Here is a 21,694-nt window from a genome sequence, read left to right as displayed (position 1 = left end):
GGTTGGGCGGCGAGGCCTGGGGCGCGAGCCTCGGGCGCTGGGCTGCGGGCGTTGGGTTGGGATTGAGTGGTGGTTTGGGGTGGGGGCTTGAGTCGTAGTGAGCGGGAGCTTCTTGCGCTTGATCGGGCGCATGTCTGGCATCCCTATGGGCCGATGCCCGGCCGGAGCGATCCCTACCTGGTCGAGAGCGCTCAGGGTGTGCGGCTGACGCTGGGTGACGGGCGGGAGCTCGTCGACGGGATGTCGTCCTGGTGGGCGGCCATCCACGGGTATCGGCACCCGGTGCTCGACGCGGCCCTCGCCGAGCAGGCGGGGCGGATGAGTCACGTCATGTTCGGTGGGCTCACCCATCAGCCGGCCATCGACCTAGCCACGACGCTGGTTGATCTCGCGCCGGACGGGCTGGAGCACGTCTTTCTCTGTGACTCCGGCTCGGTGTCGGTCGAGGTCGCGATCAAGATGGCGCTGCAGGCTCAGCTCGCCCTCGGCCACCCGGGCCGGCGGCGGCTGCTCACGTGGCGCGGTGGGTATCACGGGGACACGTTCCACCCGATGACCGTGTGCGATCCCGAGGGCGGGATGCACTCGCTCTGGACCGGGGTGCTGCCGGTGCAGGTTTTCGCGGACGTGCCGCCGGCCGAGTTCGACCCCGGCTATGCGGCGGCGCTCGAGGACCTGATCGCCCGGCATGCCGACGACGTGGCGGCGGTGATCGTCGAGCCGGTCGTGCAGGGGGCCGGGGGGATGCGGTTCCATCATCCGGAGTACCTGCGGGTCCTGCGGCGGGCCACGGAGGCGTACGGCATCTTCCTGATCTTTGATGAAATTGCCACCGGGTTCGGGCGGACGGGGGAGTTCTTCGCGGCCGATCACGCCGGGGTCGCTCCGGACATCATGTGTGTGGGGAAGGCGCTGACGGGTGGCTATCTCACCCTGGCGGCGGCGCTCTGCACCTCGGCGGTCGCGGCGGCGATCTCGGCGGGGGACGCGGGCGGGCTGGCGCACGGGCCGACCTTCATGGGTAACCCGCTCGCCTGTGCGGTCGCCAACGCCTCGCTCGGGTTGCTGCGGGAGCACGACTGGAGGTCACGCGTTCGGGTGATCGAAAACGGACTGGCACAGGGCCTGGAACCGCTGCGGGCGGCGCCGGGGGTGGCCGACGTCCGGGTCCTGGGCGCGATCGGGGTGGTTCAGCTCGATCATCCGGTCGAGATGGCCAGGGCGACCGCCGCGGCCGCCGACGCCGGAGTCTGGCTGCGGCCGTTCCGGGATCTGATCTACACGATGCCGCCGTACGTGGCGGACGAAGAAGACGTTGCCCGCATCGCCGCCGGGATCGCCGCCGCGGTGACGGCAAGCTGACACGGAAGGGGTTTTGAGGCCGCATGGAGACCTTCGGGAAACGGCTCACGGACGCCATCGAGAAGCGGGGGCCGCTGTGTGTCGGCATCGACCCGCACGCCGCCCTGCTGACTCGCTGGGGGCTCACCGATGACGTCGCCGGCCTGGAACGCTTCGCCCGTACGGTGGTCGACGCACTGGCCGATCGGGTGGCTGTGGTGAAGCCGCAGTCCGCGTTTTTTGAGAGATTTGGGTCACGTGGCATCGGCGTTCTTGAGTCAACTATCCGACAGTTGCGCGATGCAGGATCCCTTGTCCTTTTGGACGTGAAGAGGGGCGACATCGGCTCGACGATGGCCGCGTACGCCTCCGCTTATCTTGATTCGGCGAGCCCGCTGAGTGTCGACGCGATTACTGTGAGTCCCTACCTCGGAGTCGGCTCGTTGCAGCCGGCATTCGACCTGGCGGCCGCGAACGGCGCCGGCGTTTTCGTTCTCGCGCTCACGTCGAACCCGGAAGGACCGTCGGTCCAGCACGCCGTCGGAAGCGACGGCCGCACCGTCGCGCAGACCGTGATTGACGAGATTTCCCAGGTCAACAGGGGTGCCCAGCCGCTCGGCAACCTTGGTCTCGTGGTCGGCGCGACGATCGGTCGGACCGGTCACGACCTGTCCGAAGTGAACGGTCCGTTACTCGCGCCGGGCCTCGGAGCGCAGGGTGCGACCCCCTCCGACCTGCGCTCCGTCTTCGGCGAAAGCCTGCGCAACGTGCTGCCTTCGTACTCACGGGAAGTTCTCAATGCGGGACCTTCCGTGTCCGCGCTGCGAGCCGCCGCAGAGGCCGCCGTGGATGATTGCAGGGCCGCTCTCGGGTGAAACGCGCCTGCTTACCAGGCACGCGTCCAGCGGGTAAGGGGGTACCCCCACGTTGCCGAAACCGCCATTGACCGCTAGTTTTCCCGGCGCCGGGAACCACATGCCCCTTTGGTTCCCTGGCACACCACGTTTCACAGAAGCGCCGGTATTGAACTACCGCCGCGATAGGGACCTGAGGAGAACTGGTGCCGCTCCCGTCACTGAGCCCCGAGCAGCGCGCTGCAGCGCTGGAAAAGGCCGCGGAAGTTCGCAAGGCCCGGGCTGAGCTGAAGGAACAGCTCAAGTCCGGCAAGACCACTCTGGCCGCGGTTCTGGACCGCGCGGAGGAGGACGAGGTCGTCGGCAAGCTGAAGGTCTCGGCCGTGCTTCAGGCGCTGCCGGGCATCGGCAAGATCCGAGCGACCCAGATCATGGAGAAGCTCAAGATTGCCGACAGCCGCCGCCTGCGTGGCCTCGGCGACCAGCAGCGCAAGGCCCTCCTGGGGGAGTTCGCTGCGAACTGACTCATGGGCTCGTGTTGAATGAGCCTTGTGAGCATGGATGACGACGCGCGCCCGGCAGCCCGCCTCACCGTCCTTTCCGGTCCCTCCGGGGTCGGCAAGGACAGCGTGATCGAGCTGATCCGGGCGCGCTCGCCTTGGATCAAGCTCTCCGTGTCGGTGACGACACGGAAGAAGCGCGACTACGAGACCGACGGCGAGCATTACCACTTCGTGAACCGTTCGGAGTTTCAACGGCTGATCGACGGCGGTCAGCTGCTCGAGTGGGCCGAGTTCGCCGGGAACCTCTACGGGACCCCGCGGGCCCAGGTCGAGGGCTGGTTGAGTCAGGGCCGCCCGGTCCTGCTGAAGATCGATCTGCAGGGAGCGCGCCAGGTGCGCGCCACCATGCCGCACGCGCAACTGGTGTTCCTCGCGCCACCGAGCGTCGAGGAGCTCAAGCGCCGACTGATCGGCCGGGGCACCGAGGACGAAGAAACCATCCGTCGCCGGCTGGCCCATGCCGACGAGGAGCTGTCGCACGAAAAAGAATTCGACCGTACGGTGGTCAACGACTTCGTCGAGCGGGCCGCAGACGAGCTGGTAGGATTGCTCGGTTCATCGTTTCTGACGCCCGCGCAAGCTCCAGAACACTAAGGATTTTCTAACTGTGGGAACCATCGCGAACCCCGAAGGCATCACCAACCCGCCCATCGACGAGCTGCTGGACAAGACCTCGTCGAAGTACTCGCTGGTGATCTTCGCGGCCAAGCGCGCCCGCCAGGTGAACGCCTACTACAGCCAGCTCGGCGAGGGCCTGCTGGAATACGTCGGGCCGCTGGTCGAGACCACCCCGCAGGAGAAGCCGCTCTCCATCGCCATGCGTGAGATCAACGCCGGTCTGCTGACCGCCGAAGCCACGGACAACCCGTAAGCATCCGGGTTATCCACAGGTTCAAAACTGATCCCGCGTCCGCCCGACGGACGCGGGATCATTTGTCTCATGACTGAAGTCGTCCTGGGGGTTTGTGGCGGGATCGCCGCCTACAAGGCCTGTGAGCTGTTGCGTCTGTTCACCGAGTCCGGGCACAGCGTGCGGGTGGTGCCGACCGCCTCGGCGCTCAAGTTCGTGGGGGCGCCCACCTGGGCGGCGCTGTCCGGCAAGCCGGTCGCGACCGAGGTCTGGGACGACGCGCACGAGGTGCCGCATGTGCGCATCGGGCGGCACGCCGACCTGGTCGTGGTCGCGCCGGCCACCGCCGACATGCTGGCCAAGGCGGCGCACGGGATCGCCGACGATCTGCTCACCAACACCTTGCTGACGGCGACCTGCCCGATTGTGTACGCACCGGCCATGCACACCGAGATGTGGGAGAACCCGGCGACGCGCGCGAACGTCGCACTCCTGCGCGAACGTGGCGCAATCGTGATCGAACCGGCGGTCGGGCGACTGACCGGGGCAGATACCGGCAAGGGGCGGCTGCCTGATCCGGCGGAGATCTTCGAGCGTGCTCAGGCCGTACTCAAGCGGGGTCTTGATTTGGATCTGGCTGGTCGGCACGTCGTGGTGACCGCCGGCGGCACGCGGGAACCCCTCGATCCCGTGCGTTTTATCGGAAATCGGTCATCCGGCAAACAGGGTTACGCCCTCGCCCGGGCGGCCGTCGCCCGCGGCGCGCGAGTAACGCTCGTCACCGCGAACGTTGCGCTGCCCGACCCGGTCGGCACCGAGATCATCCGGGTCGGCACCACCGAGGAGTTGCGCGCCGCGACGGTGAAGGCCTTCGCCGATGCCGACATCGTGGTCATGGCGGCCGCGCCCGCCGATTTCCGGCCGGCCACGATGGCCGACCAAAAGATCAAAAAGACCGAGGGGGGTACGCCGGACCCGATCGTCCTGGTGACCAACCCGGACATCGCGGCCGAACTCGGTGCGAACAAACGCCCTGGTCAATTGCTGGTTGCGTTCGCGGCCGAGACGCACGACGCTCTTGAGCACGCGCGCGCTAAGTTGGTCAGGAAACGAGCTGACCTGATCGTCGTCAACGAGGTCGGTGTCGATCGGGTCTTCGGCTCCGACAACAATGACGTCACGCTGCTCGGGGCCGACGGAAGCACGACGGCCCTCGGCGAACTCCGCAAAGAAGATGTGGCCGATAGGATTTACGACCACGCCATCGCGTTGCTGGAACGCCAGGTCGATGCCGGTGAGACGGCATAGCACCCAAGCGTCTCCTGTCGTTCGTGGTGATTACACTCTCGCGATACGTTGAACTTCGACAAGCTGAGGAGCACCGTGGCACGCCGCCTGTTCACCTCCGAGTCGGTCACGGAAGGCCACCCGGACAAGATCGCTGACCAGATCAGCGACGGCATTCTCGACGCCCTGCTGGCGCAGGACCCCCGCAGCCGGGTGGCGGTGGAGACTCTGATCACCACCGGCCAGGTGCACGTGGCGGGCGAGGTCACCACGCAGGCCTACGCCGATATCCCGAGCATCGTGCGCGACACGATCCTGCGGATCGGTTACGACTCGTCCAAGAAGGGCTTCGACGGCGCGTCCTGCGGCGTGAGTGTGTCCATCGGTGCCCAGTCGCCCGACATCGCCCAGGGCGTGGACAGCGCGCTGGAGTTGCGTGAGGGCGACTCGGAGCACGTCCTGGACTCCCAGGGTGCCGGCGACCAGGGCATGATGTTCGGCTTCGCCTGCTCGGAGACTCCTGAGCTGATGCCGCTGCCGATCGCGCTCGCGCACCGTCTGGCCCGCCGCCTGTCGGCCGCGCGTAAGGACGGCACGATCCCGTACCTGCGCCCGGACGGTAAGACCCAGGTGACGATCGAGTACGACGGGTTGAAGCCGGTCCGTCTCGACACGGTGGTCGTCTCGTCGCAGCACGCGGCCGACATCTCGCTGGAGTCGCTGCTGACCCCCGACGTTCGCGAGCATGTCATCGCGCCCGAGCTCGAGGGCCTCGGCATCGACACCGAGGGCTACCGGCTGCTGGTCAACCCGACCGGCCGGTTCGAGATCGGAGGCCCGATGGGCGACGCCGGCCTGACCGGCCGCAAGATCATCGTTGACACGTACGGCGGTTACGCGCGCCACGGCGGCGGTGCCTTCTCCGGCAAGGACCCGTCCAAGGTGGACCGTTCCGCGGCGTACGCGATGCGCTGGGTCGCCAAGAACGTGGTTGCCGCGGGTCTGGCCGAGCGGTGTGAGGCGCAGGTCGCCTACGCGATCGGTAAGGCGCACCCGGTGTCGCTGTTCGTCGAGACGTTCGGCACCGAGAATGTGCCGGTCGAGCGGATCGAGGCGGCGATCAACCAGGTCTTCGACCTGCGTCCGGCCGCGATCATCCGTGACCTGAACCTGCTGCGCCCGATCTACCAGCAGACCGCCGCGTACGGTCACTTCGGCCGTGACCTGCCGGACCTGCTGTGGGAGAACACCGACCGGGCACAGGACCTCAAGAACGCCGCTGCCTGAGTTTTCCGGACCGGCGCCCCTTCCGGGGCGCCGGTCCGTTCATTTCCGGGTGGCCGTCACCGCGACGGTTGTGTAGTGCATGACGAAGCTGTCGCCGATCGCCGTGGCGGTCATCGCCAGCAGTTCGTCCACCTGGCCCTTCGGCAGCCGGCTCATCCCGCCGAAGGTCGGAAGCTGGTCCAGCCACTCCTGCTTGCCGTAGGCGCGGTCCCAGTCGACGCGCCACCGTTCCGGGTGGGTGAAATCTCCGGATTTCTCCAGGCCGTGCTCGGCGGTCTCAAACATTCGGCCGTACAACTCGAGGATCGGGCGGTCACCCGACCACAGGTTGGGAAAGTCGGGCAGGACGGACGCGTTCACCTCGGCGAAGGCCTTCCTGGCCGCGGGCTCGGGCTCCATCACGTTCCAGATCAGCGCGATGCGACCGGCGGGCGTCAGGATCCCGGCCGCCTTCGTCGCGCCGGCGATCGGGTCGACCCAGTGCCAGGCCTGCGCGGCGACGACGGTGTCGAACTGCCGTCCCCGCGGGTCCCAGTCCTCGAACTTCGACACCTCGACCTCGAGGCCCTGGCGGCGGGCCTGCTCGGCCATCAGCGGGTCCACGTCGAGACCGAGCACGTGCTGTTCCTCGATTTCGAGCTGCCGGGCCGCGATGCCGGTGCCGGTGCCGACGTCGAGGACGTGCGGGCCGGTGCTGTTCTCGACGATCCGGTGGATCAGCTGCTGCGGGTAGCTGGGCCGCGCGCGGTCGTAGCGCTCGGCCTCCGCACCGAACGACTCGGCGGCCTGTCGCTGGTGGTGTGACTCGGTCATGGGTTCACGCTCCTCGGGGCCGTATAGTGGGCACGCGCCCACCTTAAGTGGGCGAGCGCCCATTCGCTATCCCTTGGGGGTTCGTTGCCGACCGGTGTGGCGCTTCGAGACGTACGGGAGCAGTTGTTCGCGGCCGCGGAGCGGGTGCTGCTCAGGGATGGGCCGCAGGCCCTGACCAGCCGTGCGGTCACCGACGAGGCCGGCGTGGCCAAGGGCGTGCTGCACCGGCACTTCGCCGATTTCGACCAGTTTCTGACCGAGTTGGTGCTGGACCGGATCCAGCGGCTCCTGTTGTCCGAGCCGATGCTGCTCTCCGCCGTCGGCACCGCCACGGTCGCCGAGAATCTCACCGCGTTCTTGGAAGAGATCTTCAACTCGGTGGCCGTCGCCATCGTCAGCCTGATCACCTTCCGGGACGATCTGCGGGCCCGGGTGCGGTCGGCCCGGGGCGCCTGGGGCATTCCGCTGCTGACCGAGGCCGGCGCGATCATCCGGGAGTACCTGTCGGCCGAGCGCGACCTGGGCCGGCTGGCCCCCGGCGCCGACGTCGACACGCTGGCCCCGATGCTGATCGGCTCCGCCCACCTGCTGTACGCCGACCGCGGAGCCCGGCCGCCGGGGCCGGATGTCCTGGAGCGGATGGTGGCGGCAGTGCTGTCGGGCGTCGCGCGCGGTTGAGCTTTTGTCACACCCCTTCGGCAGAATGTTCGGCGATGACCAGCAAGAGTGCACGCAGCGAACGGGTCCCGGCCGAGCGGTCGCCGGTGGCCCGGGTGTGCGTCGACGTGCCCCTGCCGCACCTCGATCGGCCCTTCGACTACCTGGTGGCCGCGGCCGACGACGAGGCGGCGCAGCCCGGGGTGCGGGTCAAGGTCCGGTTCGCCGGCCAACTGGTGACCGGGTTCCTGCTGGAGCGGGCCGAGTCCTCACCGCACGGCGGCAAGCTGGCCTATCTCGACAAGATCGTCTCGCCGGAGCGGGTGCTCGACCCCGAGGTGGCGCGGCTGGCGCGAGCGGTTGCCGACCGCTACGCCGGAAACCTCTGCGACGTGCTGCGGCTGGCGGTCCCGCCCCGCCACGCCCGAGTCGAGGCCCAAGCCAAGAAGAGCGATAAGCCCGACTTATCCGGCATGGAGGTCCCGGCCGGGGAGCAAGGCGTCGGCGCCGCGCCCATCGCTGACGGTCCACATACTGGCGCCACCGCCGCTGATCAGGCGACGGCGAGAGTGGCCACGGCTGATTCGGCAGCGGCCCCGGCGGCCGCTGGTGTGGCGGGGGGCGAGGCCACGGCGATTGGCCCGGCGGCCGGCTGGGCGGGGAGCGGGCCAACGACCGGCCCGGCCGTTGGCTTGACCGCCGTCGGCCCGGCTGCGACCAGTTCTGCGGCTGGTGAGATCAGAGCCGGCGCGGCGACCGTCCTGGCGGCGAGTCAGGTCGCGGCTGGCGGGATGGCTGGCCTGGCAGCCGGTGAGGTCGCGGCTGGCGCGGTGGCGAGTGAGGTCGCGGCTGGTGGTCTGGCTGTGGGCGGTCTCCAGGCAGGCGCGGTCACGGCTGGTCCGGCGGTGGGCGGTCCGGCGGCTGGCGAGGGCACGGCTCGCCGGGCGGGCGGGGAGCCGGGTGACGGTGGGGTGGTGGCTGTGCTGCCGCCGGGTAAGGGGCTGCCTGCTGCCGGTGGGTGGGATTCGTATGTTGCGGGGGCCGCGTTTCTGCGGGCGCTCGAGGACGGGCGGTCGCCCCGGGCCGTTTGGGGGGTGCTGCCGGGGGAGGACTGGGCTGTTCGGATCGCCGAGGCTGCGGCGGCGACTGTGCGGGCCGGGCTGGGTGTGGTCATCGTCGTGGCGGATGCTCGGGATCTTGAGCGGGTTGATCGGGCGCTCGGCTCGGTGCTCGGGGATGGGCTGCATGTCGCGCTCAATGCCGCGCTCGGGCCGGCCGAGCGCTATCGGCGGTTTCTCGCGGCCAGCCGGCATCAGGTTCCGGTTGTCGTCGGGACCCGGGCTGCCATGTGGGCGCCGGTCGCCAAGCTCGGGCTCCTCGTCATCTGGGACGACGGGGACGACCTGCACGCCGAACCGCGGTCGCCCTATCCGCACGCCCGCGAGGTGCTGCTGACCCGGGCCCGCCTCGCCGACTGTGCCGTGCTGGTCGGGGGCCACGCCCGTACCGGTGAAGGGCAGTTGTTGTTGGAGACCGGGTGGGCCAAGGAGATCTCGGCCTCGCGGGACGTGCTGCGGAAGCGCGTGCCGGCCATCGCACCGACCGGGGACGATCCGCAGCTCGCCCGGGATCCGGGAGCGGCTACCGCCCGGCTGCCCAGTCTGGCCTGGGAGGCGGCCAGGCAGGCGCTCAAGGCAGGGGCGCCGGTGCTCGTCCAGGTGCCGCGGCGGGGCTATCTGCCGTCCGTCGCCTGCGCGGAGTGCCGCACGCCGGCCCGGTGTCCGCACTGTTCGGGGCCGTTGTCGCTGGCGGGGGCGCGGGACGTGCCCACCTGCCGGTGGTGCGGGCGGGCCGCGGCCGACTACTCGTGCCCGGCCTGCGGTGGGCGGCGGCTGCGCGCCTCGATCACCGGCGCCCGGCGGACGGCCGAGGAGCTCGGGCGGGCGTTCCCGGACATTCCGGTGCGGACCTCGGGGCGGGACGAGATTCTCGACGGTGTGCCGGGGACCGCGTCGGTCGTGGTCGCGACGCCGGGGGCCGAGCCGGTCGCCGAGGGCGGCTACGGGGCGGTGCTGCTGCTCGACACGTGGGCGCTGCTTACCCGCTCCGACCTGCGCGCCGCCGAGGAGACCATGCGGCGGTGGCTCACCGCGTCGGCGCTGGCCCGGCCCGCGAAGGCGGGCGGCAGGGTGGTTGTCGTGGCGGACGGGTCGCTCGCCACGGTGCAGGCGCTGATCCGGTGGGATCCGGGGTGGTTCGCGGCGCGGGAACTGGCCGAGCGGCGGGAGCTGGGCTTTCCGCCCGCCGCCCGGATGGCCAGCCTCACCGGGGTGGCGGAGGCGGTCGCCGAGCTGCTCGACGCCGCGAAACTGCCCGACTCGGCCGAGATCCTCGGTCCGGTGCCGGCCGACGAGGGGCAGGAACGGATGCTGGTGCGCACGTCGCGGTCGCAGGCCGGCGCGATGGCGCACGCGTTGCACGAGGCGGCGGCGGTGCGCAGTGCCAAGCGGGCGGCGCTGCCGGTGCGGATCGAGGTGGACCCGGCGATGATGTTCTGACCACGTCCGCTGTGGAGCGACGGCACTAGGGTGGCAGCGTGGGCGAGCACGTGTTCATCAGCTACGCGCATGACGACGTGGCCTATGTGCGCAAGCTCGCCGGTCACCTCGGTGACTCCGGCGTGCCCGTGTGGTTCGACCACTCGATCAACGCCGGCGACCGGTGGACCACCACCATCGAACGGCAGATCGAGGACTGTGCGGTCTTCGTCGTGGTCATGTCCGAGGCGGCGCGGTCCTCGAAATGGGTGGACCGCGAGGTCATCCTGGCCGACCGTCTCGGCAAGCCGATCATGCCGCTGTTGCTGTCCGGGCGGGGCCTGCTCGCGGTCAACAACGTGCAGCACCACGACGTGACCGACGGGCGACTGCCGGACAACTCGTTCGTGGCGAGCATCCGGGTGCATGCCGGTGGTGTCGCCGTCCTCACGTCCTTCGTGGGGGCCGACGGCACCTCGGCACAAGTCGGCGACGGGGCGGCGAATTCGTCCCGCGCTCCGCGGGTGGATACCGGCGGCGTCCGGCTGGATGGGTGGGCCTGGTGGTCCAAGCCCGCCGGCACCTACGGCGACTACTCGATCCTCGCCTCGAACGCCGCGCCGGACGAAATCGGAGAGATCCGGCGGGAGACCGAGTCGTTTCAGCCGGGCACGTTGCCGGCCGTCGGCGGATTCGGTGGCTTCCCCTGGGCCACGTTCGCCGCCACCACCGGCGACTCGGGCCTGCTCCACCGGGTGTGGTGGTGGGACTGGACCGGTGACTACGACGCCACGGGCCGGCCCATCGCCGGAGCGTTGTGCCTATGCCTGGCCGCCGATCGGCCGTTGAGCTACGAGGCGCTGGCTGGGTACGCACGTCTGGCGTGGCAGCGGTACCTCGACGACGCGACCGTCCCCGATCCGGCGCCGGGGCAGCTCGGCAAAGCACGGGCCGCGGAGGTGCTAGCCGGCGACGCCTTGGCGTCGTGGGCGGCAAGCGTGGCCGCTCTCACGTTGAGCACACCGGTCCGCGTGCTTCCGGATTCGGACTCGCCCGAGCCGGAGCAGACGGCCCGGTTGTTCGATGCGGTCGCGGCCCTGTTGCCGCGCGGGATCACCGTTCTGCTGCAACTGAGCACGGGCACGCTCGACGATACGAACGGGCCGTTCGCGATCGTGTCGGGCCCGGTGCGCCCCCGACCTGACGATGGGCTCGACCCTGCACTGAAACGGCCTCGGCCGGTCCGGGCCGGCAATGCGGTGACGGTCCGGCCCGGGGTCGACCCGGATCTCAGCGACTGGCCGGAGTCCCGGTCCTATCGGTGGCGGCTCCGCCGGCTGCTGGAGCGGTATTCGATCGGTGTGGTCGTCCGGCACCTCGACGAGGCCACCGAGATGCCGGACCGGCTCGGCCGGGAGGCGACGACCGCGGCGCTCGCCGTCCTGGACTCCGTGAGCGGGATGGCGGGCGTCGGCCGGGATCTCGTGCTGGACCGGGCGGTGGACATCGGTGAGGTTCGCGCCGTCGTTGCCGGGAGTCGTCTCGCCGAGCGCGTGCCGGTTCGCGAGCACGAGGCGATCCTGCGGTTCCTCCTGGTGGAGGGCGAAGCGACGGACCTGCGGGCAGTGGCCGCGAACTGGCTGCCTCAGCTCGCGGACGTGTTCGTCGAGGTGTTCGAGCGCCGGGCCGCGCGCGGCGGGATCGACGAGTCGTGGCTGGAGAGCGCCGCCGGCCTGGTCCGCAGCGCGGGCGCGGACGATGTGCTCCTCCCGCTGCTGCGGCGGATGGGCACGGTGTTTCCGGTGCCGGATCTGCTGGCCCGCATCGTGGAGCAGGGCATCCCGGCGGATCGGATCAGACAATGGCTGCTCTCGCCGGATCGGGAGGCGGACCTGATCGCGGCCGCAACCGGGCGGGGACCCGACCCGCTGGTCCGGTGGCTCGCGGACGATCCGCAAGCGCCGTCCTGGCTCCGTTCCCTGGCGGCGCCGGATGCCGCCGGGGCGAGGCTGCCGGCGGCGGACCGGGCCACTCTGGACCTCATGCTCCTGGTCGCCGGCCATCTTCCGCCGCCCGGTCTGGCGGCCGGGTCGCCGTACGCGGGCGACCGTGACTACGCGCGCCGGCTGACCGGCCTTTCCCTCGGTGACCACCGGTTCGAGCGGAACCTTCGGCGTGCGCTTCCGCGAGCCCTGATGGCCCCGGCGGCGACCGAGGACGCGCTTCTCTTCCTCGATCGAATGTGGGAGGGATCGGAAGCGCGGAATCCCGAGATCATCACGACTGCCGTCCAGGTGATCACGGCACGGCCTGAACTGCTCGATCGTCCTGGTGCCGCCACGGTGATCGAGTTGGCTGCCGCGAGAGACGAGCACGTCCGGCGGGTTGTTGCGGCGCGTGACGTGGGGCACGCGGCGCGGGCCGACGTGCCGCTGACCGAGCTGACCGACATGATCGAGGGGGCGGCGCGCGCGGAGGTCGGCGTCGCGGAGTTGCGAGCCGCCTTCGCCGGATGGCCCGGTGCCGGTGATCCGGTCCGGATCCACCAGCTGGTCGTCGAGCTCGGCTCGCGGCTGACGGGCGGGATCGAGCCGCGGCGCGTCCACGCCGGATACCGGGTGGTGGCACCGTTGCTCGCCGAAGAGGTCCGGAATCGGCTGGCCGCGCGCATCCGGGAGTGGGCGAAGGAGCAGGAGACCGAGTTCGGCGAGGCGCTCGAGCTTCTGCGGGAGGGCCTTCGGCGGCGGTGACGAGGTGGACATCGACGGGCACCATGGGGTGATGAACGCTGCCGAAGCCGCCGGGGTCCTTCTTGCGCCGCCCACCGAGCAGGAACCCGACGCGGCCTACGCGGCGCTGCACGCGCACGGCCCGGTTCTGCAGGTGTCCGAGCCGCTCTATCTGGTCGCCGGCTATGCGGCCGTTGACCGGGCGCTGCGGGACCCGGCCATGGAGACGTTCGACGCGGCGCACCTGGAGGCCGCGTGGCCGGGGTGGCGGGAGTACCGGGCGGTTGCGCTCTTCGCCGACTCCATGCTGCGGTCCAACCCGCCGCACCACACTCGGCAGCGGCGGCTCGCCGCGGGAGTCTTCACCGCCCGGCGGGTCTCGGCGCTGCGGACGGTTATCGCCGAGCAGGTCGACGAGCTTCTGGACGAGCTCACGGCGTACGGCAATGGGGTCGATCTTGTCGGCCGCCTGGCGTACCCGTTGCCGATTGCGGTGATCACCGCCCTGCTGGGTGTTCCGGTCGCAGACCGGGGGAAGTTCCGGCGGCTCGCCGAAGCCCTCACCGGAGTGCTGGAGATGCACTGGACCGAGGCCGACCGGGTGCGGGCGGATGCGGCGGCCGACGAGCTGATCGATTACTTCGGGCATCTCGTCGAGGTGCGGCGGGAGGAGCCGGCCGACGATCTGGTCACCGCGCTCGCCGCCGCGCACGACGCGGACGGGGAACGGCTCACCGCCGACGAGCTGCTGGCCAATCTTGCGCTGCTGCTGGTGGCGGGCTTCGAGACGACGACCAACCTGATCGGCAACGCGGTGGTGCTGCTGCTGGACCATCCGGCGTACGCGGAGAAGCTGCGCGATGACGCCGAGCTGGCACCGGCGTACGTCGAAGAGGTCTTGCGCATCGACTCGCCGGTGCAGCTCACCACCCGGCGGGTCGCCCGGCCGGCGGAGGTCGGCGGCGTAGCCGTGCCGGCCGGCGCGGAGCTCGTGTTGCTGCTCGGCGCGGCCAACCGGGACCCGGCCCGGTTCGACAAGCCCGACGTCTTCGACCCGGACCGGCAGGGGGTGTCGCCGTTGTCGTTCGGTGCCGGCGTGCACTACTGCCTGGGCGCGCCCCTGGCCCGGATGGAAGCGCAGGTCGCGCTGCCCGCGCTGGTGCGCCGGTTCCCGGATCTCGCCCTCGCCGGGAGACCGAAAAGGCGCGCTCGGATGAACCTGCGCGGCTGGCGGGAGCTCCCCGTCACGCTGACACGGTGATCGGGGAAGCGACTCCGTAGGATAGGAGGCTGCCGCCCCGGAATGTCAGGAGTACTGCCGCGTGACCGTTCAGCCCATCCGTCTCTTCGGTGATCCGGTCCTGCGGACGCCGGCGGATCTCGTCGTCGACTTCGACAAGGAGTTGCGCAACCTCGTCCGGGACCTGGTCGAGACCATGCAGGACGAGGGCGGGGCCGGCCTGGCCGCGCCTCAGCTCGGTGTCGGGCTGCGGGTCTTCACGTTCGACGTCGACGATGTGGTGGGGCACATCGTCAACCCGGTGCTGTCGTTCCCCGACGAGGAGGAGCAGGACGGTCCCGAGGGCTGCCTGTCGATCCCGGGCATCTACATCGATACCAAGCGCCGGCAAAATGTCGTGGCGAGCGGCTTCAACGAGCACGGCGACCCGATTCAGCTGGTCGGCACCGGCCTGATGGCGCGGTGCGTGCAGCACGAGACCGACCACCTCGACGGTGTGCTCTTCCTGGACCGGCTCGACTCGGCCGCCCGCAAGGACGCGATGAAGCAGATCCGCGCCGCGGAGTGGTACGACGCGGCCAAGCCGCCGACGATCAAGGAGAGCCCGCACACCCGGGGCATCTTCGGGCTCGGGCGGTGACCGGGTGCGCCTGATCTTCGCCGGCACACCGGCCGTCACCCTGCCCGCCCTCGACGCCATTGCCGCGTCGTCGCACGAGCTGCTCGCCGTCGTCACCCGGCCGGACGCCCCGGCCGGCCGGGGCCGCCGGTTGGTGCGGTCGCCCGCCGGTGCGTGGGCCGACGAGCACGGCATCGAGGTGCTGACCCCGGACAAGCCGCGCGACCCTTCATTTCAGGAGCGATTGAAGCAGCTCGCCCCCGACTGTGCGCCGGTCGTCGCCTACGGTGCGCTGGTGCCGCCGAGCGCCCTGGAGATCCCCAAGCACGGCTGGGTCAACCTGCACTTCTCGCTGCTGCCCGCCTGGCGCGGTGCCGCCCCCGTGCAGCACGCGGTGCTGCACGGCGACGAGGTGACCGGGGCCAGCGTCTTCGAACTGGAGGCGGGCCTCGACACCGGCCCGGTCTACGGCACCCTCACCGAGGACATCCGGCCCGCCGACACCTCCGGTGACCTGCTCGAACGGCTCGCCGTCTCGGGTGCGGGACTGCTCGTGGCGGTGCTCGACGCGATCGAGGCCGGCACCGCGGTGGCCCACCCGCAGCCGGGCGACGGCGTCACCTTCGCGCCCAAGCTGACCGTCGACGACGCGCACATCCGCTGGTCGGACCCGTCGTTCGCGGTCGACCGGCGGGTCCGGGCCTGCACGCCCGCGCCGGGCGCATGGACCACGTTCCGTGACGACCGGGTCAAGCTGGGGCCGGTGAAGCCGGTCGCCAACGGCCCGTCCCTCGCCCCCGGCGACCTGCTCGTCGAGCGCAATCAGGTGCTCGTGGGCACCGCCACCACGCCCGTCGCACTCGGTGAGGTGCGCGCGGCCGGCAAGAAGGCGATGGCGGCCACCGACTGGGCCCGCGGCCTGCGGATCCAACCGGGAGAGAAGCTCGCGTGACACCTCATCAGGCAGACCGGCCGCACGGCTCGGGACGACCCCGCGGGACCGCGGGACCGGGCTACAGCCGCGACGACCGTTCGGGCCGGGCTCCGCGAGGCGGTCGCCCACCGTCCGATCCGGCACGACAGGCGGCGTACGAGGCGATCGCGGCCGTCCATCGCGATGATGCGTACGCGAACCTCGTGCTCTCCGACATCCTGCGCGACATGAGGTTGAGCGGGCGGGACGCCGCGTTCGCCACCGAGCTCACCTATGGCACCCTGCGCGCGCTCGGCACACTCGACCTGATCATCGCGGACGCGGCCGGCCGGGACGTCGCCCGCATCGACCCGCCGGCCCGGGACGCCCTGCGGCTCGGCGCCTACCAGCTGCTGCACACCCGGGTGCCGTCGCACGCCGCGGTCAACCAGACCGTCGACCTGGTGCGGTCGGTGGCGCCCGGCGCGGCCGGCTTCGCCAACGCGGTGATGCGCACCATTTCCGAGACCTCGCTCGACGACTGGCTGCGCAAACTCGCCCCGGACTACGAGAAGGACCCGGTCGCCAACCTCGCGGTGCTGCACAACCACCCACAGTGGATCATCCGGGCGTTCGCCGAGGCGCTCGGCGGCGACCTCGACGACACCGCCCGGCTGCTGATCGAGGACAACCAGGCGCCGACCGTGCACCTGTGCGCCCGGCCGGGCCGGGCCGACGCGGTCGAGCTGGCCGACGAGGTCGACGGGCAGCCGGGGGCGTTTTCGCCGTACGCGGTCTACCTCAACGGCGGCTCGCCGCGTGAGCTCGCCGCCATCCACGACGGGCGCGCGCACGTCCAGGACGAAGGATCCCAGCTGGTCGCGGCCGCGCTGCTGGCCGCGCCGATCGAGGGGCGGGACACCCGCTGGCTCGACCTGTGCGCCGGCCCCGGCGGCAAGGCCGGCCTGCTCGGCTCGATCGCCGCGTCGCGCGGTGCCGAGGTGACCGCGGTCGAGGTGGCCGAGCATCGGGCCCGCCTGGTCGAGCAGGCCACCGAGGGCATGCCGGTCACCGTGCTGCCGATGGACGGCCGGTCCGTCGGCAAGGACCCCGACCTGCCGGAGGAGGGGTTCGACCGGGTGCTGGTCGACGCGCCCTGCACCGGTCTGGGTTCGCTGCGGCGCCGGCCGGAATCCCGCTGGCGGCGCCAGCCGTCCGACCTGCCGGCGCTGACCAAACTGCAGCGCGAGCTGCTGGTGGCGGCGCTGCGGGCGGTCCGGCCGGGCGGCCTCGTGGCGTACGTGACGTGTTCCCCCCACATGGTCGAGACGCAGGTGACGCTCACCGAGGGTTCGCGGCGCAGCGGGGTCGAGGCCGACTACGTGGACGCCCGCACCCTGCTGCCACCGGGCATGCCGAAGCTGGGCCCGGGCCCGACCGTGCAACTGTGGCCCCACCGGCACGGCACCGACGCGATGTTCCTGGCGGTCCTGCGCCGCACGGCCTGACCTCTCGCCGCGCGGCTGTATCGCTCAGCGGTGGTGCCGCGCGGCTCTGCGGTCGGGTCGCTCAGTCGTCGGTCGCGGGCTGCGCGGCCTGGTCGGCGGTTGCCAGGTGGTGCAGGACGCCGCCGGTCCAGGGTGGGAAGCCGGCGGCCAGGACCGAGGCGACATCGGCGGCGACCGGGTCGATGACCAGGCCGTCGTCGAGTGCGCGGCGGGCGGCGGCGGTCATGGCGTCCTGGTCGGGGCCAGCATCGAGCAGTGTCCGGACGAAGGATGTCGTGCCCGCGCGGATCACCACCGGGATGCCGCCTTTCGCGCGGACCTCGGCGGCGGTTGCCTCGGCGTCGTCGCCGGTGATCTCGACGATCGGCGCGTCCGGGGCGAAGAACACCGCCGCCAGCGGGTTCTGGACGACCTGCGGGAATTCGGCCGTGCCGGCGGCGAGGCCCCGCAGCGGCGGCACGGTCGCGGTTCCGGCGATCTTGGTTTCGGCGACCGCAGTTTCACCGGCCGGCGGTTCGGCGCCCGCGTCCCCGGCGCCCGCGTCCCCGGCGCCCGCGTCCCCGGCGCCCGCGTCCCCGGCGCCCGCGTCCCCGGCCCTCAGGTCCGCGGTGCCCACGTCTCCGGCGACTGTGCGCAGGGCGAAGAACAGGTAGCTCAGGCTGGGGAACTCCGGGGCGGCCAGCAGGGGGTGGAAAGCGGCCGTCTCGATCTCGAAAGCCTCGGCCGGCGGGACCGCCGCGCTGCGGACCGCCACGTCGAGGACGGCGGCGAGGGCCCGGACCGGTGAGCCCGCCGACCGGCGGCGCACCTCTTCGGCGACGCCGACGGGCTCGGCGGTGCCGCCCGGAATCCGGTAGCCGGGCCGCTCCCAGCGCTGCACGAACACGCCTTCCGGCTGCGCCAGCACCCAGGCGCGGGCGGCGGCGACCACATCGGCGGCGACCTCGTCGATCATGCCCGCGGCCAGCGCGGACGCCGGGTGGAACACGGTGCCGGGGCCGACGATGTCGAGGACGGTCGCGGCGATGCCGGCCATCCGGGTCACCCGCACCACACCGCCACCGCCGGGGATGATGCCCATCCCGGTCTCGGCCAGCGCCCAGATCACCGACGGGTCGTCCGGCCCGACCCGGTAGTGGCAGGCCAGCGCGAGCTCGAAGCCGCCACCCAGGGCCGAGCCGTTGAGCGCCGCGGCCACCGGCCGGCCCAGCGTCTCCAGCCGGCGGGCCTGGTCGCGCAGCGGAACCAGCAGCCCGTACGTCTCGGCCGCCTCCTCCGGGGTGATCTCGCTCGCGACGAATTCCGGACCGGCGATGAACGACCGCTTCGCCGAGGTGAGCACGACACCGCGCAGCCGGTCGAGGTGGCCGGTCAGGTCGTCGAGGCAGGCGTCGAGGCCGTCGTGGTGGCGCCGGTTGAGCATGTTGGCGGTGCGGCCGGGGTCGTCGAGAGTCACCGTCACGACCCCGTCGGCGTCCCAGACCCAGCGGACCGAACCCGATTGTTGGATATCCGTCATACCATCACGCTAGACCACCGGTACGCTTACGGCCATGGCGGAGGAGGATGCGGCTCTGGTCGACGTGCTGCGTGCCGTCGCCGACCCCATCCGGCTGCGCATCGTGCAGACGCTCGCCGACGGCCGGCCGCACGGCAAATGCGGCACCCACTGGGATTTCGGCGTGCACAAATCGACCATGACCCACCACTTCCGCATCCTGCGCGAGGCGGGTCTGACGCGCACCACCGTGACCGGCCGCACGCACACCATCGAGCTGCGCCGCGACGAGCTGGACGCTCGGTTCCCCGGGCTGATCGAGGCTCTGACGAGAAGCTCAGTCGGAGTAGTGGATCTTTAGCTTCGACGGGCCGGCGTTGCGGTAGGAGCCGGTCATCTTCTCGCCGTTGAGCCACAGGAAGCAGCGGATCGCCCGGTCGCCCATCTGCCAGGCGGTGTCGTCCGGCGGGAAGCCCAGCCAGCCGATCCGGCTCTCCAGCGAGCCGTCGTCGGACAACCCGGCGAACTTCGCGATCGCCCGGTCGCAGCCGTCGGCCAGGGCGTCGCCGCTCACGTCGCTGGACCGCTTCGCGGTGGTCTCGAAGAGGCCGGCAAACTCGGCGGTGTGGGTGCTCGCGCAGGCCACCGGGTGCATCTCGGTGACCGACTCGCCCTTGATGGTGGGGTTGGCGCAGGTCATCCGCAGCTTGCCGGACCCCTTGACGGCGCCCTTCATGCTGCCCGAGCGGCGCACCAGCGCACCGTCGACCGGGGACGTCTCGGCCACGTCGCAGCGGAACCAGCGCGCGCCGCCGGCCCACGCCTGCTTGCCGGGCAGCACCGGCTGCAGCAGCACCCACCCGGTGCGCCAGTCGGCCCCCAGGAACGCGGTGACCCGTTTGGAGCAGGCGGTGAACGCCTGCGGAAGGCCGGCCTCCAACGTGGTGGCCTGGCCGAGGTCGGCGACCGCGACCGTCTCGGCCAGGTGCGGGCCGCCGCAGGCCACCGGGGCGTAGTCGTCGATCGTGCCGGTCTGGGCCAACTCGCCGTGGCAGGTGCCGGCGGCCGGGCGGAACGCGGTCGCGGCCGGCATCGGTTTCCAGTCGTTGACCAGGTCACCGTCGACGCCCGCCGGGAGGCTGCCGCAGCCGGAGATGAGGGCGCACGCCAGCACGGCCACCGCCCACCGTCGCATCGATCGCCCCCCTTGTCGGACGCGCCACTCTATCCGGTTCGCGATACCACGAATGCGAACGCCCTAGACTTCGACCGTGAGCGCAAAGCCGATCATCGCCCCGAGCATCCTGGCCGCCGATTTCTCCCGTCTCGCCGACGAGGTGGGTGCCATCGAGGGGGCGGCCGACTGGGTGCACGTCGACGTCATGGACAACCACTTCGTGCCCAACCTGACGATCGGCCTGCCGGTGGTGCAGAGCCTGCGTAAGGCCACCACGATCCCGTTCGACGTGCATCTGATGATCACCGACCCGGAGCGCTGGGCGCCGGGTTACGCCGAGGCCGGCGCCTACAACGTGACCTTCCACGCCGAGGCGTGCGAGAATCCGGTCGCCCTGGCCAAGACGTTGCGCGCGGCCGGGTCTAAGGCGGGGCTGGCGATCGACCGGGACACCCCCGTCGAGCCTTACCTGGAGATGCTGCCCTACCTCGACACCCTGCTGATCATGACGATCAAGGCCGGTTTCGGCGGGCAGAAGTTCATGCCCGAAATGCTGGACAAGGTGCGCGACGTGCGCCGCCGGATCAGCGCGAAGGATCTCTCCGTACGCCTCGAGGTCGATGGCGGCATCGCCGCCGACACCATTGCCCGGGCGGCCGAGGCGGGCGCCGACGCGTTCGTGGCCGGCACCGCCGTCTACGGCGCCGAGGACCCGGCCGACGCGATTCACCAACTTCGGGCACTGGCCGTGGAGGCCCAGTCGTCCCATCATTGAGCGGGACGTTGCGGGCAACAAGCGGGGAGAGCGGATGAGCACCGGCGTGGTGCGGCACAGCGCGGAGGACCTCGGTTCCGACGCGGACGACCGGCCCGACCTGATCCTGGTGGTCGACGACGATCAGGACATCGCGGGTTTCGTCGAGTTCAACCTCAAGGTGCACGGCTATGACGTGATCCGGGCCCGCGACGGCGAGGACGCCCTCGAGGTGATGGAGACCAAGCGTCCCGACCTCGCCGTGGTCGACTGGATGATGCCGCGCATGGACGGCGTCGAGCTGACCCGCCGGCTGCGGGCCGAACCGCTCACCTCGGCGCTCCCGGTGATCATGCTGACCGCCAAGGGCATGAGCGTCGACAAGGTGGTCGGGCTGACCGCCGGCGTCGACGATTACCTGGTCAAGCCGTTCGACACGGCCGAGTTGATCGCCCGGGTGTCGTCGACACTGCGGCGCAACAAGGAGTTCCGCGAGACGTCGCCGCTGACCGGCCTGCCCGGCAACGCCCGGGTGCGGCGCGAGATCGCCGACCGGATGAAGGCCGGTGGCGAATACTCGGTCGGTTACATCGACATCGACCGGTTCAAGAGCGTCAACGACGTGTACGGGTTCGACCGTGGCGACGAGTTCATCACCGCCCTGACCCGCAGCCTGCACAAGGCGGTCGCGTCGATCGGCAAGCCGTCGGTCTTCCTCGGCCACATCGGCGGCGACGACTTCGTCTTCATCTGCGCGCCCGACCAGGTGCTGCCGCTGACCAAGCGCACGGTGACCGATTTCGAGCAGGCCGCCGACCGGCTCTACGACGCGAGCGACGCCGAGCGCGGCTACATCGAGGTGCCCGACCGCCGCGGCGGCAAGAGCCGGGCCGCCCTGGTCACCCTCTCGATCGGGGTCGCCCAGGCGACCGCCGACGGCCGGAAGTACGCCGATCCGCGGGTGGTGATCGCCGTCGCGTCCGAGATGAAGAAGGTGGCGAAGTCCCAGCCTGGGTCATATGTGGCGATCGACCGCCGGCGGGGCGAGAGCGACGCCGAATAGGTAT

20 protein-coding genes are annotated in these 21,694 nt (G+C 71.0%); 17 read left to right on the top strand and 3 right to left on the bottom strand.

The features are described from left to right. Window positions 1-87: 87 nt before the first annotated feature. From Ato02nite_RS47445 to metK, 7 genes are all read left to right on the top strand, one after another. Complete coding sequence (locus Ato02nite_RS47445; protein ID WP_213013326.1) at window positions 88-1,362, top strand: adenosylmethionine--8-amino-7-oxononanoate transaminase; 1,275 nt, start codon at window positions 88-90, stop codon at window positions 1,360-1,362. Window positions 1,363-1,385: 23 nt separating this feature from the next. Then, window positions 1,386-2,216, top strand: a complete 831-nt coding sequence (gene pyrF / locus Ato02nite_RS47440) for an orotidine-5'-phosphate decarboxylase (RefSeq protein WP_213013325.1) — start codon at window positions 1,386-1,388, stop codon at window positions 2,214-2,216. A 185-nt stretch (window positions 2,217-2,401) separates the two neighbouring features. Further along, window positions 2,402-2,719: an integration host factor, actinobacterial type gene (gene mihF / locus Ato02nite_RS47435; RefSeq protein WP_020517554.1), complete on the top strand. Its 318-nt coding sequence runs from the start codon at window positions 2,402-2,404 to the stop codon at window positions 2,717-2,719. A 33-nt stretch (window positions 2,720-2,752) separates the two neighbouring features. After that, entirely contained in the window at window positions 2,753-3,352 is a 600-nt protein-coding gene (gmk, locus tag Ato02nite_RS47430; RefSeq protein WP_213013324.1) for a guanylate kinase, read from the top strand. A gap of 13 nt (window positions 3,353-3,365) precedes the next feature. Next, entirely contained in the window at window positions 3,366-3,629 is a 264-nt protein-coding gene (gene rpoZ, locus Ato02nite_RS47425) for a DNA-directed RNA polymerase subunit omega (RefSeq protein WP_015623990.1), read from the top strand. A gap of 69 nt (window positions 3,630-3,698) precedes the next feature. Further along, a complete protein-coding gene (gene coaBC / locus Ato02nite_RS47420; protein WP_213013323.1) occupies window positions 3,699-4,916 on the top strand; it encodes a bifunctional phosphopantothenoylcysteine decarboxylase/phosphopantothenate--cysteine ligase CoaBC in 1,218 nt (405 codons plus the stop codon). A 75-nt stretch (window positions 4,917-4,991) separates the two neighbouring features. Continuing rightward, on the top strand, window positions 4,992-6,182 hold the full coding sequence (metK, locus tag Ato02nite_RS47415; protein ID WP_213013322.1) for a methionine adenosyltransferase: 1,191 nt from the start codon (window positions 4,992-4,994) through the stop codon (window positions 6,180-6,182). A 39-nt stretch (window positions 6,183-6,221) separates the two neighbouring features. Here the strand turns inward: metK and Ato02nite_RS47410 are convergent, their stop codons facing one another. Continuing rightward, window positions 6,222-6,995 carry a class I SAM-dependent methyltransferase gene (locus Ato02nite_RS47410; RefSeq protein WP_213013321.1) on the bottom strand — a complete coding sequence of 258 codons (774 nt, stop codon included), beginning with the start codon at window positions 6,993-6,995 and terminating at the stop codon, window positions 6,222-6,224. A 96-nt stretch (window positions 6,996-7,091) separates the two neighbouring features. On the opposite strand from Ato02nite_RS47410, the gene Ato02nite_RS47405 reads away from it, so the two are divergent. The 7 genes from Ato02nite_RS47405 (at window position 7,092) to Ato02nite_RS47375 (ending at window position 17,198) form a co-directional block, all read left to right on the top strand. Beyond that, window positions 7,092-7,673 (top strand): TetR/AcrR family transcriptional regulator, encoded by a 582-nt coding sequence (locus Ato02nite_RS47405; protein ID WP_246608177.1) that lies wholly within the window; start codon window positions 7,092-7,094, stop codon window positions 7,671-7,673. 35 nt (window positions 7,674-7,708) lie between these two features. Further along, window positions 7,709-10,210 (top strand): primosomal protein N', encoded by a 2,502-nt coding sequence (locus tag Ato02nite_RS47400; RefSeq protein WP_213013319.1) that lies wholly within the window; start codon window positions 7,709-7,711, stop codon window positions 10,208-10,210. A 38-nt stretch (window positions 10,211-10,248) separates the two neighbouring features. Then, window positions 10,249-12,939, top strand: a complete 2,691-nt coding sequence (locus Ato02nite_RS47395) for a toll/interleukin-1 receptor domain-containing protein (RefSeq protein WP_213013318.1) — start codon at window positions 10,249-10,251, stop codon at window positions 12,937-12,939. Window positions 12,940-12,970: 31 nt separating this feature from the next. Beyond that, window positions 12,971-14,179, top strand: coding sequence for a cytochrome P450 (locus Ato02nite_RS47390; protein ID WP_213013317.1), 1,209 nt, complete (start codon window positions 12,971-12,973; stop codon window positions 14,177-14,179). Window positions 14,180-14,240: 61 nt separating this feature from the next. Next, window positions 14,241-14,798 carry a peptide deformylase gene (gene def, locus Ato02nite_RS47385; RefSeq protein ID WP_213013316.1) on the top strand — a complete coding sequence of 186 codons (558 nt, stop codon included), beginning with the start codon at window positions 14,241-14,243 and terminating at the stop codon, window positions 14,796-14,798. Window positions 14,799-14,802: 4 nt separating this feature from the next. Continuing rightward, a complete protein-coding gene (gene fmt / locus Ato02nite_RS47380; RefSeq protein ID WP_213013315.1) occupies window positions 14,803-15,729 on the top strand; it encodes a methionyl-tRNA formyltransferase in 927 nt (308 codons plus the stop codon). Then, a complete protein-coding gene (locus Ato02nite_RS47375) occupies window positions 15,726-17,198 on the top strand; it encodes an RsmB/NOP family class I SAM-dependent RNA methyltransferase (protein ID WP_213013314.1) in 1,473 nt (490 codons plus the stop codon). Before fmt ends, Ato02nite_RS47375 begins: the two co-directional genes overlap by 4 nt. A gap of 61 nt (window positions 17,199-17,259) precedes the next feature. Here Ato02nite_RS47375 and Ato02nite_RS47370 read toward each other — a convergent pair whose 3' ends face one another. Continuing rightward, window positions 17,260-18,717: an enoyl-CoA hydratase/isomerase family protein gene (locus tag Ato02nite_RS47370; protein ID WP_213013313.1), complete on the bottom strand. Its 1,458-nt coding sequence runs from the start codon at window positions 18,715-18,717 to the stop codon at window positions 17,260-17,262. 34 nt (window positions 18,718-18,751) lie between these two features. Here Ato02nite_RS47370 and Ato02nite_RS47365 point away from each other — a divergent pair, with 34 nt between their 5' ends. Further along, window positions 18,752-19,057, top strand: coding sequence for an ArsR/SmtB family transcription factor (locus Ato02nite_RS47365; RefSeq protein WP_213013312.1), 306 nt, complete (start codon window positions 18,752-18,754; stop codon window positions 19,055-19,057). Here the strand turns inward: Ato02nite_RS47365 and Ato02nite_RS47360 are convergent. After that, window positions 19,034-19,891, bottom strand: a complete 858-nt coding sequence (locus Ato02nite_RS47360) for a septum formation family protein (RefSeq protein WP_213013311.1) — start codon at window positions 19,889-19,891, stop codon at window positions 19,034-19,036. The genes Ato02nite_RS47365 and Ato02nite_RS47360 overlap by 24 nt on opposite strands. A 76-nt stretch (window positions 19,892-19,967) precedes the next feature. Here Ato02nite_RS47360 and rpe point away from each other — a divergent pair, with 76 nt between their 5' ends. Both rpe and Ato02nite_RS47350 read left to right on the top strand, forming a co-directional pair. Further along, window positions 19,968-20,648 carry a ribulose-phosphate 3-epimerase gene (gene rpe, locus Ato02nite_RS47355; RefSeq protein WP_213013310.1) on the top strand — a complete coding sequence of 227 codons (681 nt, stop codon included), beginning with the start codon at window positions 19,968-19,970 and terminating at the stop codon, window positions 20,646-20,648. 34 nt (window positions 20,649-20,682) lie between these two features. Beyond that, window positions 20,683-21,690 (top strand): GGDEF domain-containing response regulator, encoded by a 1,008-nt coding sequence (locus Ato02nite_RS47350; RefSeq protein WP_213013309.1) that lies wholly within the window; start codon window positions 20,683-20,685, stop codon window positions 21,688-21,690. Window positions 21,691-21,694: the final 4 nt, after the last annotated feature.

Origin of the sequence: Paractinoplanes toevensis (assembly GCF_018332695.1) — a bacterium.
GTDB lineage: Bacteria > Actinomycetota > Actinomycetes > Mycobacteriales > Micromonosporaceae > Actinoplanes > Actinoplanes toevensis.
The sequence above is the reverse complement of the archived record's forward strand: the minus strand, read 5'-3'. Positions and strand labels throughout refer to the sequence as shown.

Coding starts and splice junctions, on each gene's coding strand:
- pyrF (WP_213013325.1), top strand. CDS start 1,386: ATGGAGACCTTCGGGAAACGGCTCACGGACGCCATCGAGAAGCGGGGG.
- gmk (WP_213013324.1), top strand. CDS start 2,753: ATGGATGACGACGCGCGCCCGGCAGCCCGCCTCACCGTCCTTTCCGGT.
- coaBC (WP_213013323.1), top strand. CDS start 3,699: ATGACTGAAGTCGTCCTGGGGGTTTGTGGCGGGATCGCCGCCTACAAG.
- Ato02nite_RS47410 (WP_213013321.1), bottom strand. CDS start 6,995: ATGACCGAGTCACACCACCAGCGACAGGCCGCCGAGTCGTTCGGTGCG.
- Ato02nite_RS47400 (WP_213013319.1), top strand. CDS start 7,709: ATGACCAGCAAGAGTGCACGCAGCGAACGGGTCCCGGCCGAGCGGTCG.
- Ato02nite_RS47390 (WP_213013317.1), top strand. CDS start 12,971: ATGAACGCTGCCGAAGCCGCCGGGGTCCTTCTTGCGCCGCCCACCGAG.
- Ato02nite_RS47370 (WP_213013313.1), bottom strand. CDS start 18,717: ATGACGGATATCCAACAATCGGGTTCGGTCCGCTGGGTCTGGGACGCC.
- Ato02nite_RS47365 (WP_213013312.1), top strand. CDS start 18,752: ATGGCGGAGGAGGATGCGGCTCTGGTCGACGTGCTGCGTGCCGTCGCC.
- Ato02nite_RS47360 (WP_213013311.1), bottom strand. CDS start 19,891: ATGCGACGGTGGGCGGTGGCCGTGCTGGCGTGCGCCCTCATCTCCGGC.
- Ato02nite_RS47350 (WP_213013309.1), top strand. CDS start 20,683: ATGAGCACCGGCGTGGTGCGGCACAGCGCGGAGGACCTCGGTTCCGAC.